General features: G+C 59.1%; 15 protein-coding genes. 12 read left to right on the top strand and 3 right to left on the bottom strand.

Annotation, left to right across the window (positions count from 1 at the left end; translation table 11 throughout):
* The first annotated feature begins 56 nt into the window (after positions 1-56).
* The 5 genes from WMQ00_RS05555 to ald all read left to right on the top strand — a co-directional run bounded on the left by WMQ00_RS05555 (position 57) and on the right by ald (position 4,993).
* The gene (locus tag WMQ00_RS05555) at positions 57-698 is read left to right on the top strand and encodes a single-stranded DNA-binding protein (RefSeq protein WP_023020892.1); all 642 of its coding nucleotides are present in this window, start codon (positions 57-59) and stop codon (positions 696-698) included.
* A 119-nt stretch (positions 699-817) separates the two neighbouring features.
* Positions 818-2,488 carry an energy-dependent translational throttle protein EttA gene (ettA, locus tag WMQ00_RS05550; protein WP_023020893.1) on the top strand — a complete coding sequence of 557 codons (1,671 nt, stop codon included), beginning with the start codon at positions 818-820 and terminating at the stop codon, positions 2,486-2,488.
* A 25-nt stretch (positions 2,489-2,513) separates the two neighbouring features.
* Complete coding sequence (locus WMQ00_RS05545; RefSeq protein ID WP_034660154.1) at positions 2,514-2,930, top strand: acyl-CoA thioesterase; 417 nt, start codon at positions 2,514-2,516, stop codon at positions 2,928-2,930.
* A gap of 42 nt (positions 2,931-2,972) precedes the next feature.
* Positions 2,973-3,611: a hypothetical protein gene (locus WMQ00_RS05540; protein WP_200289015.1), complete on the top strand. Its 639-nt coding sequence runs from the start codon at positions 2,973-2,975 to the stop codon at positions 3,609-3,611.
* 290 nt (positions 3,612-3,901) lie between these two features.
* On the top strand, positions 3,902-4,993 hold the full coding sequence (gene ald, locus WMQ00_RS05535) for an alanine dehydrogenase (protein ID WP_340440759.1): 1,092 nt from the start codon (positions 3,902-3,904) through the stop codon (positions 4,991-4,993).
* 102 nt (positions 4,994-5,095) lie between these two features.
* Here ald and WMQ00_RS05530 read toward each other — a convergent pair whose 3' ends face one another.
* Both WMQ00_RS05530 and WMQ00_RS05525 read right to left on the bottom strand, forming a co-directional pair.
* Positions 5,096-5,479, bottom strand: a complete 384-nt coding sequence (locus WMQ00_RS05530; RefSeq protein ID WP_248099439.1) for a globin — start codon at positions 5,477-5,479, stop codon at positions 5,096-5,098.
* Positions 5,480-6,490 (bottom strand): mechanosensitive ion channel family protein, encoded by a 1,011-nt coding sequence (locus WMQ00_RS05525; protein ID WP_200288713.1) that lies wholly within the window; start codon positions 6,488-6,490, stop codon positions 5,480-5,482.
* Positions 6,491-6,634: 144 nt separating this feature from the next.
* Between WMQ00_RS05525 and WMQ00_RS05520 the strand changes: the two genes are divergently transcribed.
* A complete protein-coding gene (locus tag WMQ00_RS05520; protein ID WP_340440758.1) occupies positions 6,635-7,792 on the top strand; it encodes a cystathionine gamma-synthase in 1,158 nt (385 codons plus the stop codon).
* Between the two features lie 51 nt (positions 7,793-7,843).
* On the opposite strand, the gene WMQ00_RS05515 is transcribed toward WMQ00_RS05520, so the two are convergent.
* Complete coding sequence (locus WMQ00_RS05515; RefSeq protein WP_340440757.1) at positions 7,844-9,712, bottom strand: FAD/NAD(P)-binding protein; 1,869 nt, start codon at positions 9,710-9,712, stop codon at positions 7,844-7,846.
* Positions 9,713-9,914: 202 nt separating this feature from the next.
* Between WMQ00_RS05515 and WMQ00_RS05510 the strand changes: the two genes are divergently transcribed.
* The 6 genes from WMQ00_RS05510 to WMQ00_RS05485 are packed head-to-tail and all read left to right on the top strand — an operon-like array spanning position 9,915 to position 17,029.
* Positions 9,915-11,570 carry a TIGR04028 family ABC transporter substrate-binding protein gene (locus WMQ00_RS05510; RefSeq protein WP_340440756.1) on the top strand — a complete coding sequence of 552 codons (1,656 nt, stop codon included), beginning with the start codon at positions 9,915-9,917 and terminating at the stop codon, positions 11,568-11,570.
* 3 nt (positions 11,571-11,573) lie between these two features.
* Positions 11,574-12,578 carry an ABC transporter permease gene (locus tag WMQ00_RS05505; RefSeq protein WP_340440755.1) on the top strand — a complete coding sequence of 335 codons (1,005 nt, stop codon included), beginning with the start codon at positions 11,574-11,576 and terminating at the stop codon, positions 12,576-12,578.
* The gene (locus tag WMQ00_RS05500) at positions 12,575-13,387 is read left to right on the top strand and encodes an ABC transporter permease (RefSeq protein ID WP_317001744.1); all 813 of its coding nucleotides are present in this window, start codon (positions 12,575-12,577) and stop codon (positions 13,385-13,387) included. The genes WMQ00_RS05505 and WMQ00_RS05500 overlap by 4 nt, the downstream gene beginning before the upstream one ends.
* Entirely contained in the window at positions 13,387-15,009 is a 1,623-nt protein-coding gene (locus WMQ00_RS05495; RefSeq protein ID WP_340440754.1) for an ABC transporter ATP-binding protein, read from the top strand. The genes WMQ00_RS05500 and WMQ00_RS05495 overlap by 1 nt, the downstream gene beginning before the upstream one ends.
* A gap of 30 nt (positions 15,010-15,039) precedes the next feature.
* Entirely contained in the window at positions 15,040-16,257 is a 1,218-nt protein-coding gene (locus tag WMQ00_RS05490) for an alkylhydroperoxidase domain protein (RefSeq protein ID WP_259825351.1), read from the top strand.
* Positions 16,258-16,312: 55 nt separating this feature from the next.
* Positions 16,313-17,029 (top strand): SDR family oxidoreductase, encoded by a 717-nt coding sequence (locus WMQ00_RS05485; RefSeq protein WP_023020906.1) that lies wholly within the window; start codon positions 16,313-16,315, stop codon positions 17,027-17,029.
* Positions 17,030-17,050 lie beyond the last annotated feature (21 nt).

The following is a 17,050-nucleotide window of genomic DNA, read 5'->3' as shown; positions in this document are numbered from 1 at the left end:
AGCGAGGAAAACCACACTCGCCAACCCAACTATCCAGCAAAGGATTTTCTAGCACCATGTCCCAATACCCAATTACCTTGACCGGTCGCCTTACTCGCGACCCAATCTTGACCAAAACCTCCACTGGGGCCTATAAAGCCAAGCTGCGCGTCGCCTCCTCGCGCCGGATTCCGGACCGCCAAGCCGATGCCGGTATGGACAATACGGAAGGGCACAACACCAAGGCGCCGCAGTGGCGTGACGTGGATCATCTTTATATCGACGTCGAGATGTGGAATCAATTCGCCATCAACGTGCGCAAATCCCTGGCAAAAGGCATGCCTCTAGTCATCGTGGGGTCTCTCGTTACCGAACAATGGCGTGATGACCAGGGTGCCGATCATTTCCGCACGTATATTAAGGCGCAGTACGTGGGCCTGGACTTGAACCGTCACGTTATCGGTACAAAGCGCCTCGTCCCGCAGTACAACCAGGAAAATATCGCGGTCCCAGAGCTGGGGGACAATGCTATCGAACCAGACGTGGACCACAGCCTGCCGTCGCAGCAGGCGGGGCAGGGAGACACCGCTGCCGATACCGCAGCGGACCGCTACCTTGCCGAACGAGCCGCAGCTGCACGCGGTGGGGAAGAAGATGCCTTCGACGCCGAAGTGGAAGAGGAGGCTGCCGAGGCAGAATCCGCCCCAGTGAACGCTTAAGCGTTTCCTCCCTGGCTTGATCGCCTCGGGCGTACCTGACCCGAGGCACTCGAGCGGTGGTTCTGATGTAGTGTTTGTGTAGATAAATACGTCTCCCAAATTTTTGCAAAGGGGTAAAAGTGGGCGAATTCATCTACACGATGAAAAACGTGCGCAAGGCAATTGGCGATAAGGTCATCCTTGACGATGTAACAATGGCGTTCTACCCAGGTGCCAAGATTGGTGTGGTCGGCCCCAATGGTGCCGGTAAGTCCTCCATTTTGAAGATTATGGCCGGCTTGGACCAGCCTTCCAATGGCGAGGCCTTCCTAGATCCAGGCGCCACCGTGGGTATCCTGCAGCAGGAGCCGCCGCTCAACGACGAGAAGACCGTGCGCGGCAACGTCGAAGAGGGCTTGGGCGAAATCTTTGAAAAGAAGCAGCGCTTCGAGCAGATCGCCGAAGAGATGGCCACCAACTACAGCGATGAGCTCATGGAAGAAATGGGCAAGCTGCAAGAAGAGCTCGATGCCGCCGATGCATGGGAGGTTGACTCCAAGATCGAGCAGGCAATGGAAGCTTTGCGCTGCCCGCCTTCCGATGCCCCGGTGACCAACCTTTCTGGTGGTGAGCGCCGTCGCGTAGCGCTGGCTAAGCTCCTGCTTACCGAGCCGGACTTGTTGTTGCTCGATGAGCCTACGAACCACTTGGACGCCGAGTCTGTGCAGTGGCTGGAAAAGCACTTGGCTGATTATCCGGGCGCTGTCTTGGCCGTGACCCACGACCGCTACTTCCTCGACCACGTCGCGGGCTGGATTTGTGAGGTTGACCGCGGCAAGCTCTACCCATACGAGGGTAACTACTCCACCTACCTGGATAAGAAGCAGGAGCGTCTGGAGGTTGCCGGCAAGAAGGACGCGAAGCTGCGCAAGCGCTTGAAGGACGAGCTGGAGTGGGTACGCTCCGGTGCGAAGGCTCGCCAGGCCAAGAACAAGGCCCGTCTGGAGCGCTACGAGGAGATGGCTGCAGAAGCCGAGAAGTACAAGAAGCTCGACTTCGAAGAGATCCAGATTCCTACCCCGCCGCGCTTGGGTAATAAGGTCGTGGAGGTCAAGGACCTGCAGAAGGGCTTTGATGGCCGCACCTTGATTAAGGACCTCTCTTTCACCTTGCCGCGCAACGGCATCGTGGGCGTTATCGGCCCGAACGGCGTGGGTAAGACCACCCTGTTTAAGACCATCGTTGGCCTGGAGCAGCCGGACGCCGGTTCCGTCGAGGTGGGCGATACCGTCAAGCTGTCCTACGTGGACCAAAACCGTGAGAATATTGACCCCGAGGCAACCGTCTGGGAGGTCGTCTCCGGTGGCCTGGATTATATTCACGTGGGCCAAAACGAGATGCCTTCGCGTGCCTACCTATCGGCCTTCGGCTTCAAGGGCCCGGATCAGCAAAAGCCGTCCAAGGTGCTCTCCGGTGGTGAGCGCAACCGTTTGAACTTGGCGCTGACCCTGAAAGAGGGCGGTAACCTGATCCTCCTTGACGAGCCGACCAACGACTTGGATGTGGAAACCCTCGGCTCGCTGGAAAACGCGCTCGAGAAGTTCCCGGGCTGTGCCGTGGTCATTTCCCACGACCGCTGGTTCTTAGACCGCACCTGTACCCACATCTTGGCCTGGGAAGGCAATGTGGAAGAAGGTCAGTGGTTCTGGTTTGAGGGTAACTTCGGCGATTATGAGAAGAATAAGGTCGACCGCCTTGGTGAAGAGGCAGCCCGTCCTTCTCGCGTGACCCACCGCAAGCTGACCCGCTAAGTAGCTGAAGCCTTTACTGAGGAGAATGATGGCAACCCCAAGTGTGCACACGTATCGTATTCAAACCCGCTGGTCGGATTTTGATATGTACGGCCACATGATGAATGCAAACTACATCGAGCTCGCCCAGGAAGCGCGCTTGGCCTTTGCGAAGGAACATATCTATTCCAAAGGCCTTGACTTCATTGCGTTCGTGCGCCACCTCGATGTGGACTTCCTTCGCCCGATGGAGTTTAAGGACACCACTACGGTGGAGGTAGAAACTACCATTTCGCAGATTGGTACCACCTCGTTTACCACTACCCAGCAGGTCAAGGATGACCAGGGTGAAGTCGCGGCAACCGTGGAGTGCGTGCAGGTAGTCATTGATCGTCAGCAGCAGACTCCTCGTCCGCTGACGGAACAGGAAAAGGATATTCTGCAAAATACCGCGGCCAATTAACCGCGGAACGGAGCGAAGATGAGAAAGGCAGGGCCCGAAGGCATGGTCACCGAGACTCTAGAAATTGGAAGCGGTGGACCTGGCCTTCGGGCCCTTGTCACGCGCGCGGTTGGCTTGGATTCGGGTGCTTCGGTGCGGCTACGCCAGCTGACTGACGACGTCGTCGATGTCTTTGTCACCACACCTTTCGAGGTGGTTGCCTCCCGCCGCGTGCAGGGCGTCGTTTCCCGCGACGGGGCAGTGGTTTCTGCGGCTACCCTGGCCGAGCTGCTCAAGGAGCAAGAATCGAGCGGAACGCTAGATTTGGGACCTGCCCGCGATGCGTCGTGGCCGGGAGCGCTTCCGCCGGCCACTGGCTACAGCGTGGTCGATACCTTGCCGGTTACCGTGGTGCGCGAGCTCTCCGATAAGGGTCAACAACTGACCCGGCAATTTTCTGGCCCCATGGGCCCGCCATCCAGCTTGCTGAATCAGACCGTTGTCACGGTCGAGGGGGAAGGTGCCACGGTGGAAATCCCTATGCGCATGATTTTTGCCTGCACCAATTTGGGTTTGATCCCTGGTTTTTCCGCACCGATGGATGTGCCGAGGCACCTGCGGGTGGCTCAGCTAGGCAGGTGGGTGCGCCTCGACGCCCCCTTTGGCAGCATCTACCGTTCCACCCGCTTGTCGCTGTTCTAACTTCGCTCGCTCGCGAAAAACCGGCCTGCCACGTAGCGGTTCTGTTCAACAGAATCGGCGCGCACGCGCCCTGCTTTGGAGATTTTGTCCGAAAAGCGGTCCGTCTTAGGGGGAGGGGGACTCTGGCCAAGTGGGGTCATTACTCTTTTGAACTGCACATTTACAAGATGGCTTGCTGCGTTGCTACCCCCCGCTTTGTGAATTCATGAACATAGTGCCGCACGCAAACGTGTCCTGCGTTACCCTTACGTGGTCGATGTAATTTACTCCACCCGCAAGGAGATTGTGTAATGCGTATTGTCGTGCCTAAAGAAATCATGAATAACGAGAATCGCGTGGCTCTTACCCCGGGCGGCGCGCAGACCCTCGTTCACGACGGCCATGAGGTCCTCATTGAGACCGGTGCTGGTGAAGGCGCATCCTTCCCGGATTCCGAGTACGAGGCCGCCGGTGCCAGCATCGTTGGCACCGCGGAGGATACTTGGGCACAGGCGGAACTGCTGCTGAAGGTCAAGGAGCCGCTCGAGTCTGAGTACCAGTACCTGCGTCCGGACCTTACCGTCTTTACCTACCTGCACCTTGCCGCGGACCGCCCTTTGACTGAGGCGCTTGTTGACGCCAATACCACGGCCATTGCATATGAGACGGTTACTGACTGCCACGGTACCTTGCCACTTCTTACCCCGATGTCCCAGGTGGCAGGCCGCCTTGCCGCAATCGAGGGCACCCACCACCTGCTGTCCACGCAGGGCGGCCGCGGTCTGCTGGTTTCTGGTGTTCCAGGTACCCAGCCAGCACGCGTCGTCGTGATCGGCGGTGGCCAGGTTGGTGCGTCCGCCGTTGCCATGGCCCACGGTCTGCGTGCCGAGGTCACCGTACTGGACCTTGATCCGCACGTTTTGCAGCGCTTCGATGACCAGTACGCCGGCAGCGTGCGCACCTTGATTTCGGATCCGGCCACCATCGATAAGGAACTGCAGGAAGCTGACCTCGTCATTGGCGCGGTACTCATCCCAGGCGCCGCTGCACCAAAGCTGGTGCGTGAGGAGACCGTAAAGAAGATGAAGAAGGGTGCCGTCCTCGTGGACGTCGCCATCGACCAGGGTGGTTGCTTCGAGAACTCCAAGAAGACCTCCCACGATGACCCAACCTTCCAGGTCCATGACACCTTGTTCTACTGCGTGGCGAATATGCCGGGTGCGGTGGCCAATACCTCCACCCGTGCCTTGTCCTCCGCAACTCTGCCCTACATTCGCGCGGTGGCCAATGACAGCCTGGATGCCGCCATCAAGCGCTTCCCGGGCCTAGAGGGTGGCGTAATGACTCGTGGTGGCCGTTTGGTCTCCGAGCCTGTACGTAAGGCCTTTGACTGGGAAGACTAAGCATCAGGTCCCCATAGTGTGGGCTAGATAAACCACAAGCCCGGTTCCTCGCTAAATAGCGGGAGCCGGGCTTTGTCTCTTGGGTGGGGCAAGACGGTGCGATTATGGTGCCTTGTTGATCATCATGGCGGCCACGCGCTGCATATGATCCCAGATCATTTCGCGGTAGGCCGGTGGGATGGTTTCCTCGTCGATTTCCGCGAGGGAGTTACCCATTAGCTCTAGCCACCGGTCATGCGCGGTTATATCGATGGGGTAGGGGGCGTGGCGCATGCGAAGGCGCGGATGGCCGCGGTTTTCAGAGAAGAGCTGCGGGCCACCCCAATACTGCGCCAAGAACCAAGTGAGGCGCTGCTCGGCACCTTCCCAGTCATTATCGGGGTACATCGGACCGATGACATTGTCCTCTTTGACCTGGGAATAAAAGCCGTGGACGAGGCGCTGAAAGGTCTCCATGCCGCCAATAGCCTCATAAACAGAATCCATTTACTCTTCTTCTTCCTTGCGGGGATCGGGAATGCCGATGCCGTGCGGGTAGGGGGTAGTAATGCCTTTAGTGTGCATGACATTGAGCACGCGGGATTGCAAGAAACGCTGGACGTCCCACTGCTTGCCCGGCAGGGTCTTTGTAGACACGCGGAAGGAAACATAATCCGGTTCGAAACCGGACATGCCATCCACACGAGGCGTGCTGAGGATGAGCTTGCGTACCTTATCGTCCTGCGCGGCTTCCTTCACTGCGTCCTCGATGACCTCGCCGGCGAGCTCTGGGTCATTAGAAAGGCCCACAGGAATCTGGATGCGGGCAACGGAGTACTCATCGGAGTGGTTAGCTACCTGGAGGATTTCGCCATTGCGCACGTACCACAGAGCACCGTCGATATCGCGGACCGTGGTGATGCGTAAGGAGATGGACTCGACATCGCCAAAGACGCCGTTGCCAAGGTCAACCACGTCGCCAATGCCGTATTGATCCTCAATGAGCATGAAGATGCCGGAAAGGAAATCCTTCACCAGCGCCTGGGCGCCAAAACCAAGGGCGACGCCGATAACTCCGGCAGAGGCGATAAGCGGTGCCACGTTAACGTCTAGCTCATCCAAGATGGCAATAACGGCCCATACCCACACGAAAATAGCGGCGGCGGAACGGGCAACTCCGGCTAGCGTCTTAATGCGGGAGGCGCGCCGGGTTTCGCGGGTATGGCGCATGGCCTCTTCTTGCTGGGTCGGTTCGGGGCGGTTGGCTCGACCCTTGAATTTTCCGCGGAAACGCTGCTTATCCAGCCCGGAAGATTTGATGCTGTTTTCGGCCACCTTGTTGATAATGCGGTGGAGGAGCCAGTGGGCAATGACGGCCAGGATAAGGATAACGGCGATGCGAATTGGGCGCTCGATAAGCCAGCTTTGCACCTTCTCGTCATTCCAAAAACTAGAGACGGACTCGACGGCCGAGTCCTTGGTGGAAGCGGCTGAGGCTAAGAATTGCGTATTCATCATTCTTTCTTAGTCGTGGACAATGGGAACCGCGCCCATTGTAAAGGCCGAGACTGAAAACGCGATGAGTGGTGGGTGGCTAGGTGGGTGAAAATAAATACCTATCTTTCCTTAGCAAGTGAACAGCTTGGTCTAGACTGTGTTGCTATGACAGAACGCAGCACGCAGAACCTCGCTCAAGGCTTTACGTCCCGTTCCATCCATGGCGGCTACCACCCAGACCCGCACATGGGCTCTATCAATGTGCCGATCTATGCGTCAACCACGTTTGCGCAAGATGGCTTAGCGCAGCTGCGCGGCGGGTTCGAATACGGACGCGTGGCAAACCCCACCGTGCGCTCGCTCGAACGCACTCTAGCGGCGCTAGAGTGCGCTGAGTATGCCCGCGTGTTCTCTTCCGGCATGGCCGCCGCCGATACGCTGATTCGGATCTTGGTGCGCCCAGGGGATCACGTCATTTTGGGTAATGATGCCTATGGTGGTTCCTACCGGCTACTGAATGATTTCACTGAGTGGGGCGTGGAGATGTCCATCGTTAATACCAGCGATACCGCCGCAGTAGCCGCGGCGGTCCAGGACAATACCAGGCTCATCTGGCTGGAAACGCCCACCAATCCGGCGTTGAATATCACCGATATCGCCGCGGTGGCCAAGATTAAGGGCAACGCGCAGGTCCTAGTGGACAATACTTTTGCTACGCCTTATCTGCAGAACCCATTGGAGCTCGGTGCAGACCATGTGTTGCACTCGACCACCAAGTACCTGGGTGGGCATTCCGATGTACTGGGCGGTGCGGTGGTTACTAATGACGCCCACGTGGACGAGCGCCTGCTCTACTTCCAAGGCAATGTGGGTGCGGTGAGCTCGCCTTTCGACGCCTACCTTACGGCCCGCGGAATCAAGACCCTTTCGGTGCGGATGGACCGCCACTGCGCCAATGCGCAAAAGGTGGCAGAGTTCCTGCAGGGCCGCCCCGAGGTAAAGCAGGTGCTGTACCCAGGGCTGAAAGATCACCCAGGGCATAAGTTGGCAGCACAGCAGATGCGCGGATTTGGCGGCATGATGTCCGTGCGCTTTCATAGCGCGGAGCATGCCAAGCAGATCTGCCTCAATACGCGGCTTATCTGTCTAGCGGAATCGCTGGGTGGGGTGGAATCGCTCATCGAGCACCCGAAGAATATGACGCACGTATCCGCGGAAGGATCCGAGCTGGTGCCGCCAGATGATATGGTGCGCATCTCAATCGGAATCGAAGATATCGATGACCTGCTCGCGGACTTGAAGCAGGCCCTCGACGCGCTATAGGCCGCGGGACCGGGGCCAGGACCGGGACCGAGCCCTTAGCGCGGTGGTGGCTTAGGAGCGCACCACGGCGAGGAGGGAACCGGCGGTTTTATCGGTTTCCTGCAACATGAGTGGGTCGGTTCCCGGCATCGGAGAAATAGTGGTATCCGGCCACTGGGAATAGGTGGGGATGCCCACAATGTGCAGGCGCGCATCCAGCTCGCCGTTCGGGTGAACGGTGCGGCGGGTCGTCCCATCGGTTTCCGGCGAACCGGTGGGTTGTCCGTGATCGGGGAAGGGGCGAACGCGGCCGGAATCTACCAGGCAGCGGGTCATGGAATCGCCGGCGGTGCGGATATCGGGGCGGTGCATAAAGGCGTCGACAAGCGTGGGTGCAGAAGCCGAGCGTGGGCCGGAGGTTAGGGTGAAGTGATCTGCCTCGATGGCCAGGGTGGGGTGATCGCCTAGGAAGTGGGCCAAGCCGGCGTCAACAAGCGCGAGCAGCTGGCGCACGCGGAAGAGCGGCGGGCCGGAACCTATCATCTGGCCAAAGGACATTACTTGGGCATAGCGGCCGGTGCGGGACTCGCGGGTATAGCGGCCCTCCGCGCCAAGGATGGAGGCGGGCTTGCGCGATTGCGATAGCGACCATAGCGCGGCCTTGATGGGGGAGTCGTGGCCGGCGGAGGCCTCCCGGATATCGCTTTCCATGGACTGGGCAATATGCTCGGTGAGCTCATCTATGTCCCCGGTAAACCCGGCAATTTGGTACATGAGATCGTTCATGTCCCACGGCTCGGTAACCATGGGCGCAATAGCCGCGCCTAGCTCATCCGGGGCGGTGGCATCGATGACCTCGAGAATGTCAGCGCGCGGGCGCAGCAAGGAATCCGGGCGCACGCGCTCCAAAGTGGTGATATAGGCTTCGTAGCTATCGCGGGCGATAGCGGGCCAAACCTGGGCGTCAAAGTCGATGTCATGGGTGCCGTTGAGCTCCGCAATGACATTCTTCAGACGGCGGCGTGGCATGGTAGGCGGCAGCTCACCGTATTCGGACTTGGGGTGGTAGGGATAGCCGCGGCCGGAGGAAATGATGAAGTTGGGCTCGTCGCCGCAGGGCTCATAGCGCAGGCCGGAACGTGTGGAAGAATCCTCCACGAAGGTGCCGCCGCGCTCGATGGTGGTCAGCGCCATGATGTCATAAAAGCCCATGCCCAGCCCGCGTACCAGCACGTCTTCACCGCCGGGGATGGCGGCGTAGTCCTGCTCCACTGGGCTATCGGGAGCGATCCAGTTCAGGCCGGAAGCCGCCAGCTGCTTTTCCTGCTCGTTGTACTCCGGAACCATCCAGCCATAGGCCAGCACGGTGGCATCGGTGCGCACCTCGGAGCCATCGGCCAAGCGGAGCACGTCTACGTGGCCATCCTCGCTGATGGTTTCCAAACGGCTGAAGTGGTTCACGGTGGAAATGCTCTTAGGTAGGCGAGCAATGACCACGTCATAGACCCAGCGCAGGTACTCGCCATACAGCGCGCGCGAGGGGTTGGATTCGGGGCGGGTAGCGGCAAGTTCTTCGCGGTAGTCCTGCGCAATATGTGCGGCCGGAGGATGCTGCTCAAAAAGCTCACGCTTGGCGGCGGAGACATTTTCGCCATCGCCGCGCAGCAGCTGAATCCACTCGTATTGGATGGGCCCCTCGAGCACGGGGGCGTCCACAGTGGAGTCGGGCTCGGTGAAAAGGGTGACAGCGCCGGCGCGAGTATTCATGCACAGGGTCTTGGTTTGGTCCGTTTCCCAGATGCGGCCGGCACCATGTTGGGCATCATCGATGAGGTGGACGGTTATGGGGTCGCTGGAATCGTCCATGCGGGCGGAGAGGCGTTCCAAGATGGAAATGCCGCGTGGGCCCATGCCGACGATTGCGATTGCTGGAGTAGACATACTACCTATCGTGCCACATCCAGACCCTTCCAGGAGCATCGAACCCGGCGGTGGTATTTAAATAGACTGATCAGTCTATACAAAACTTTCTTTTCCCCTGTTATGGCAGGTAATAGGGTAGACCGTCCAGTCTTGTAATTGTGGGTGTGGATATGCTCTAATGGGCGAGTACTACTTAAGAATTAAAGGAACTCGAGCTTTTATGAAGCAACTTTCTCGGCTCCTGAGACCAGTGGCCGCGGTCCTGGCCAGCGGTGCGCTAGCTCTCTCGCTAACCTCCTGCGCCTCTACTTCCCATGCCGCGGAAGATGGCATGGTCACCTACGTCGAGCCCAATATGTTCAATAACCTCTATCCCCCCTCCGGCGGCTATTACCCCAACGGTGGCGTGCTCAATAACATCACGGACCGCCTGCTGTGGCAGGATCCGGAAACCCTCGAGCTGCACCCGTGGATTGCGGAGGAGATGCCTAAAGCAAACAAGGACAACACCGAGTTCACCTTCAAGATTCGCAAGGGTGTGACCTATTCTGATGGCTCCCGCCTCGATGCCGCGAACGTGAAAAAGAACTATGACCTCTACGCCCTAGGCGATGAGGACCGCATGCTCACGCCCTCGGAGCAGCTTCCCAACTATGAAAAATCCGAGGTTATTGATGATTACACGGTGAAGTTCTACTTCAGTGAGCCCTTTCCAGGCTTCCCACAGTCCACCTCCGTGATGAACCAAGGGCTGCTTTCTAATGCCACGCTGGATTTAGATGACACCGGCTTCGCACCGGGCAATGCCACCGCGATTTCTGGTTCTGGCCCCTTCGTCATCGAGGAAGAAGAGCTGGGGACAAAGCTGGTGCTCAAAAAGCGCGAGGACTATGACTGGGCGCCACCGGCCCGCAAGGACCACCAAGGGCCGGCCGATATTGAGGGCATCAATATTGTTCTCGCAGCCGAAGATTCCGTGCGCGTGGGCTCGCTTGTGGCCGGACAGTCCGATATAGCTCGCCAGATCGAAGCTCCCGATGAAAAGCACCTCAAGGATCAAAACCTGGAGATTTTCGCCGCGCCTACCCGTGGCGTGAATAATAGCTTCCACTTCCACTTCCGCCACCCACTCTTAGCGGATAAACGCGTGCGTCAGGCCATTATTCACGCCATCGACCGCGATAATATTCTGAACACCCTCTTTTCTGACTCCTATCCCAAAGGCACATCGATCCTGGCCAAGACGGCTATTGGCTATAAGGATCAAGCAGCGAATTATGCCTTCGATCCAGAGGAATCTAAGCGCTTGCTCGATGCAGCCGGTTGGCGCGAAGGAGAAGATGGCATCCGCGAGAAAGACGGCAAGCGCCTGTCCGTGACCTTCAATGAGGCAGTCCCGCAGCCGCGCTCTAAGGAGATGTTCACCAAGGCCCAAGAGATGCTCAAGAACGTCGGCATCGAGGCCAACCTCAACCCAGGCGACCGCTCCGCGCAGCAGAAGGCCATGAAGGACCAAGACACCGTGCAGGTACGCCACACCATGACCGGCCGTGCCAATGTGGATACCTTGGCCACGTGGCTAGATGGCACGGGCCGCAATTCTTTCCTCAACTATGACGAAAAGACCGATAGCTTCGGCGATAAGAAGCTGCAGAAACTGGTGGAAGACTACTTCGACCTCAGCAACGAAAAAGACCGCCTAGCTATGACCGGCCGCATGCAGGACTACCTTTCCGAACAGGCCTATATCCTGCCCATGTTTGAAGAGCCGCAGGTCTATGGTTTCCAGCCTTATATCGAAGGCTTTAGTACCGAGGCCATCGGCCGCCCATCGTTTTATGCGGTAGACATCAACACCGCAGAAGGGGAGGAGTAATCCATGAGCCTGAAATCGATTGCCCTACGCATCGGTCAAGCCGTGCTCGTAATCTGGGCTACCTTCACCCTTTCTTTCATCCTTTTGGCGGCGCTGCCTGGCGACGCCGTGGCGACCCGCTATGACAACCCCACCCTGGGGCTCAACGCCGAGCAATTGGCCGCTATCCGTGAGGTTTATGGTGCCGATGAACCGATCTTGAGCCGCTACTTCAGCGCGCTCGGTGGATTCCTCACCGGTGATTTCGGCTTTTCCGTCGCCACCGGCACCGCCGTATCGGAGATGCTAGCGGATGCCCTTCCTTCCACACTGGCGCTGGCTATCCTTGCCTTCCTCCTAGGAGTGGCCCTAGCCTTCCTCATGGCCATCGCCTCCACCTTTGGTCCATTTTCCTGGCTCCGTAGCTTCTTCCGTAGCCTGCCGTCCGTGATGGTTTCCCTGCCCACCTTCTGGATCGGCATCATTTTGATCCAGATATTTTCCTTTGGTTTGGGATGGGTGCCGGTTATCGGCGCGAGCGATGCCCAAAGCCTTATCCTGCCGGTGATTACCTTGGCCATCTTCGTGGCCGCACCGCTGGCACAGGTGCTCCTGCGCTCCATCGATGAGGTAATGGATATGTCCTTCGTGCAGGTAGTGCGAGCCAAGGGTGCTAGCGGTGCCTGGTTGCTGTGGCGCAATGTCCTGCGTAATGCGTTGCTGCCGGCGCTGACCATGGCCGGCCTTACCTTTGGTGAGCTCGTTGGCGGCTCCGTGGTGACGGAAGCGGTCTTTGCCCGCCACGGCATTGGCGCGCTGACCGTGGATGCGGTGGCTAACCGCGATACCTCCGTATTGCTCGCCATCGTGGTGCTGGCCGCGGCTGTCTTTGTTCTTATCAATCTCATTGTGGACCTGCTCTACCCAGTGCTTGACGTGCGCCTGCGCGAGGTCAACCACGATAGCGCACGCAGCACCATCACCACCGCCAATACTCCCGCAAAGAACGAGAAGAAGGTCCAAGCATGAAGCTTAAATCCACACGCCTGAAGCTCACCCCGGGCACCATCATCTCGCTTATTGTGCTGGGCCTGGCGGTGCTCTGCGCACTGTTCCCCCAACTGTTTACCTCCCAGGATCCTAACCAGGGCGGTGACACCACAGCGCTGCTGCAGCCCAGTTTCCAACATTGGTTCGGCACCGATGCCGTAGGCCGTGATCTCTATGCCCGCGTGGTCTATGGCGCGCGCCAATCCCTACTCGGCGCGCTATTGGCGGTACTTTTCGGCCTGATCGTTGGCACCGTCTTGGGAATTGTCGCCGGAGTGCGCCGTGGCTGGGTAGATGCCGTCATCATGCGCATCGTGGATGTGCTGTTGTCTATTCCTGGCCTCTTGCTTTCCCTGTCCGTCATCATCGTGCTCGGACACGGCATCTTTAATGCTGCCATCGCCGTGGGCATTACCTCCGTGGCAACCTTTGCGCGCCTCGCGCGCTCCCAGGTGCTCAGTGTGGCAGGCTCCGATTTCGTCGAGGCCGCCTACGGCTCCGGCGGCTCTGCCTTCCAGGTGCTCGTGCGCCATATTCTTCCCAATTCACTCACCGCGGTCTTTGCTGTAGCAGCACTGCAATTTGGCCTGGCCATATTGCAGCTAGCCACCCTAGGCTTCCTGGGCTATGGCGCTCCGCCCCCAACACCGGAATGGGGCCTGCTCATTTCTGAATCACGCGACTATATTGCCACCGCCGGCTGGCTGACCATCGCCCCCGGCATCGTTATCGTCGCCGTGGTCCTCGCGGCCAACCACCTCAGCCAGACACTGCGAAAGGCGGCCTAATGTCCCTGCTTAGCATTAGTGATTTATCCATTACGTACCGCACCGCCCAAGGTGAGATGGAAGCGGTCAGCGGCATTGAGCTCGAAGTGAACCCCGGGGAAATGACCGCCATCGTGGGCGAGTCCGGCTCCGGCAAGTCCACCTCCGCCATGGCCGCCATTGGCCTGCTGCCAGACAATGCCTCGATTGTCTCCGGCACCATTACTTTCGACGGCCACGATGTCACCCATTTCTCCCAAAAGCAGTGGCGCACCCTGCGCGGCCGCCGCATTGGGTTGATTCCGCAAGATCCCAATAACTCGCTCAACCCGCTCAAGACCATCGGAGCCTCGGTGGAAGAGGGCATGGCCATCCACCGGCAGGGCGATAAGGAGTCCCGGAAGAAGCGTGCTCTGGAGTTGCTGGAGCGCGTGGGCATTGATGATCCACAGCGCCGTTATGATCAGTACCCGCATGAGCTTTCCGGCGGCATGAAGCAACGCGTGCTCATCGCTGCCGCTGTGGCACTGGAGCCAGAGCTCATCATCGCCGATGAGCCTACTTCCGCGCTGGATGTCACCGTGCAGAAAATCATCCTGGATCTCCTTGATGAAATGCGCGAAGAGCTCACCATGGGCATCCTTTTTATTACCCATGATCTGGCCGTGGCGGGTGACCGCGCCAATAATATTGTGGTGATGGAAAAGGGCGCCGTCCGCGAGTCGGGCGTAGCCGCCCGTGTCCTCACCGATCCCCAGCATGCCTACTCCAAGCGCCTGCTTGCCGACGCCCCCTCGCTCACCGCCCCTACTTCCTCCCAGACCGCATCTCCGGTGTGGAATAGTACGCCCGCCCAGCAGGAGACGTTACTCGAAGTCGAGGGGCTCACCCAGCGCTTCGGAGATTTCACCGCGGTAGGTGACATCAACTTTTCCGTAGCCCGGGGCACTACCCATGCCTTGGTGGGGGAGTCCGGTTCCGGAAAGACAACTACCGGCCGTGCCATATCTCTGTTGAGCACGCCTACCTCGGGAAGTATTCGCTTGGCGGGGGAAGATATCAGCACCGCCCGCGGCAAGCGCCGCCGGGAGCTGCGCCGTTCTATCCAGATGGTCTACCAAAATCCCTTTGGCTCGCTCGATCCACGATTGAGTATCGGCGATACCATCGCTGAGCCGGTGCGCAACTTTACTGGGGCCTCGAAACGCGAAGCCCGAGCGAAAGCACAGGAGTTTCTTGATTTGGTGGCCTTGGATTCTTCCATGGCAGCCCGCCGTCCTCGTGAGCTCTCCGGCGGCCAGCGCCAGCGCGTGGCTATCGCCCGCGCCATGATCATTGAACCCGATCTTGTGGTGCTCGATGAGGCCGTTTCTGCGCTCGACGTCACCGTACAGGCACAGATCCTGCGCCTGCTCGATGAGCTGCAGCGCGAATTGGAGCTTACCTATATCTTCATCTCTCACGACCTCGCGGTAGTCAACCAGATTTCCGATACCGTCTCCGTGCTCTCCCACGGCACACAAGTGGAATCCGGGCCCACGGCGCAGGTTTTTGCACACCCAGAAACCGAATACACCCGTCAGCTAATTGACGCCATCCCAGGCTCCCGCTACCGCGCTGGAGACCTAAACTTGGGGCTATAAACCGAGCCCTAGAAAGGTTGGACTGAGAATATGACCGACATTATTAACGAGCTCTCCCACGCCTCCGCCGAGGTGCAGCAACTGCGCCGCGCGCGCCAAGAGGCGCAGGACAATGCGCAGCTGAGCTTTAGCGCTTTGCTTGAGCCTGCAGAGCCAGGTGAATTCACCTATGCAGAGCGCTATGCCGTCGCGGCTTTTAGCGCTGCGGTCTACCAGGCGGGCGAGGCAGCAGATTTCTACTTCGACCTGCTGGGTGATGAGGCCGATGCGGACCTTGTTGCCGCCGTGCGCGCCGCAAGCCAGCGTGGCGTGTCTACCGGCCCCTACTACCAGGGTGACTTCCTTATTTTTGGCGATACTGCTGCGGAGGCAGCGCTCGGAAAGCGCCTAGCCGCTGCCTTTGACTGGGCGCACCTTTTGGCCTTCCACCCCAAGGACGCCTCCCCGCAGGCCATCGGTCACCTCGACGCCGCCGGGTGGTCGGCTACCGATATTGTCAGTCTGTCTCAGCTGGTGGCATTTTTGGCTTTCCAGCTGCGCGTGGTCCACGGTCTGCGGGTGCTCTCTGGCGAGGAGGGCGCCGAACGCCCCGCGGCCGAGCGTGCAGCCGGGGTAGCTGACCCAGGCTGGCAGGTTACCGCGAATACCCTGCAACCCGATACCGTGCTGCCGGACCACTTTGTCAACCACTCCCTGGGCTGGAAGCCTTGGGTAGAGGCACTGGCGAAAGAGGATTTCACCGCAGCGCATACCGACGCCCTCATCAAACCAGAGCGCATTGATTCCGAGTACTTCCGGTTGCTCGCCCGCGATCCCGCGGCTTTGAAGGCGCGTACGCTAACTGACTTGGACATCTTCTATAACACCGAAGGTGGCCTCTCCCGTGCGGACCGCGAGCTCGCTGCCACTGTGGCCTCGCGGTTCAACGGTTGCGAGTACTGCGCTTCCGTGCACCAGGCGCGGTGCGTCCAGGAAGGCGGCGACCGTGAAATCGTAGACCGCCTTTTGGACACAGGCATCGACGCCGACCTGGGTTCTAAAGAGTGGGACCTTATCCGTCGCGCAGCTGTGGCGTTGACCGAAACTCCCTTCGCCTTCGATGCGCAGCTATGCACCGACCTTCGCAACGCCGGTTTCGATGATCAGTCCATTCTGGACCTCATCTACGCATCGTCCTTCTTTAACTGGGCCAATCGCTTGATGCTTACCTTGGGGCAGCCGGATGTGCCCAAGCGCTTTCGACAATAGGTGGTGATTGGGTTGGTGCGGCAACCTCAGCGGAGGATCCCTATGATGGAGCGGCATGACTGATACTAAGAATCTCACCGCACCAGCACACTCAGAGGCCGCAGCCCCGCGCAAGGTGGCCGTCGTCACCGGCGCCACCGGTGGCATGGGTCGCGAAATCATCGCCGACTTGGCTGGTGATTACCACGTGTACGCACTGGGACGGAGCGCGGCGGACCTGCCTAAATCGGAATCCATCACGCCGATCGCCATCGACCTAGTAGCCGGCCTCGATGAAGGCATGGCGCTGCCGGAGCTGGATCGCGTAGATGTGCTCGTGCACGCCGCCGCACGGGCGACCAAGTACTCCGTGGAGGAAGCCACTCCGGAAAATTGGCGCGCGCACATGGACCTCAACGTGCACGCCCCCGCAGAGGTGACCCGCGTTTTGCTGCCGCAGCTGCGTAAAGCCGAAGGCACAGTGGTCTTTATTAATTCTGGTGCTGGCCGCCACAGCTATGGCGATAACGTCATCTATGCGGCCACGAAGCACGCGTTGTATGCACTCGCAGACGGACTACGCATCTCCGAGCCGGGAATCCGCGTTTCCACCGTCGCGCCCGGGCCTACCGATACTCCGATGCTGCAGGGCCTGCAGGATTATGATCCCTCCCAGGTCATTGCACCGGTCGAGGTGGCGCGTGCCATTCGTACCGTAGTAGAGGCGGGGCCGACCACTCAGTTGACGGAAATCCAGGTCAGGCCGCGAATCGAACTATCTCTGCGCAAGTAATAAATCAAGTGTTATTAAGGT

This window comes from Corynebacterium sp. KPL2825, assembly GCF_037908445.1.
GTDB lineage: Bacteria > Actinomycetota > Actinomycetes > Mycobacteriales > Mycobacteriaceae > Corynebacterium > Corynebacterium kefirresidentii.
Note: the sequence above shows the minus strand (reverse complement) of the source record. Positions and strands in the feature narration are given on the sequence as shown.

Bases quoted from the DNA above. Each gene is read 5' to 3' on its own strand.
- WMQ00_RS05545 (WP_034660154.1), top strand. From the start codon at position 2,514: ATGATGGCAACCCCAAGTGTGCACACGTATCGTATTCAAACCCGCTGG.
- WMQ00_RS05515 (WP_340440757.1), bottom strand. From the start codon at position 9,712: ATGTCTACTCCAGCAATCGCAATCGTCGGCATGGGCCCACGCGGCATT.
- ald (WP_340440759.1), top strand. From the start codon at position 3,902: ATGCGTATTGTCGTGCCTAAAGAAATCATGAATAACGAGAATCGCGTG.
- WMQ00_RS05495 (WP_340440754.1), top strand. From the start codon at position 13,387: ATGTCCCTGCTTAGCATTAGTGATTTATCCATTACGTACCGCACCGCC.
- WMQ00_RS05540 (WP_200289015.1), top strand. From the start codon at position 2,973: ATGGTCACCGAGACTCTAGAAATTGGAAGCGGTGGACCTGGCCTTCGG.
- WMQ00_RS05555 (WP_023020892.1), top strand. From the start codon at position 57: ATGTCCCAATACCCAATTACCTTGACCGGTCGCCTTACTCGCGACCCA.
- WMQ00_RS05530 (WP_248099439.1), bottom strand. From the start codon at position 5,479: ATGGATTCTGTTTATGAGGCTATTGGCGGCATGGAGACCTTTCAGCGC.
- WMQ00_RS05520 (WP_340440758.1), top strand. From the start codon at position 6,635: ATGACAGAACGCAGCACGCAGAACCTCGCTCAAGGCTTTACGTCCCGT.
- WMQ00_RS05525 (WP_200288713.1), bottom strand. From the start codon at position 6,490: ATGATGAATACGCAATTCTTAGCCTCAGCCGCTTCCACCAAGGACTCG.
- WMQ00_RS05485 (WP_023020906.1), top strand. From the start codon at position 16,313: ATGACTGATACTAAGAATCTCACCGCACCAGCACACTCAGAGGCCGCA.
- WMQ00_RS05500 (WP_317001744.1), top strand. From the start codon at position 12,575: ATGAAGCTTAAATCCACACGCCTGAAGCTCACCCCGGGCACCATCATC.
- WMQ00_RS05505 (WP_340440755.1), top strand. From the start codon at position 11,574: ATGAGCCTGAAATCGATTGCCCTACGCATCGGTCAAGCCGTGCTCGTA.
- WMQ00_RS05490 (WP_259825351.1), top strand. From the start codon at position 15,040: ATGACCGACATTATTAACGAGCTCTCCCACGCCTCCGCCGAGGTGCAG.
- WMQ00_RS05510 (WP_340440756.1), top strand. From the start codon at position 9,915: ATGAAGCAACTTTCTCGGCTCCTGAGACCAGTGGCCGCGGTCCTGGCC.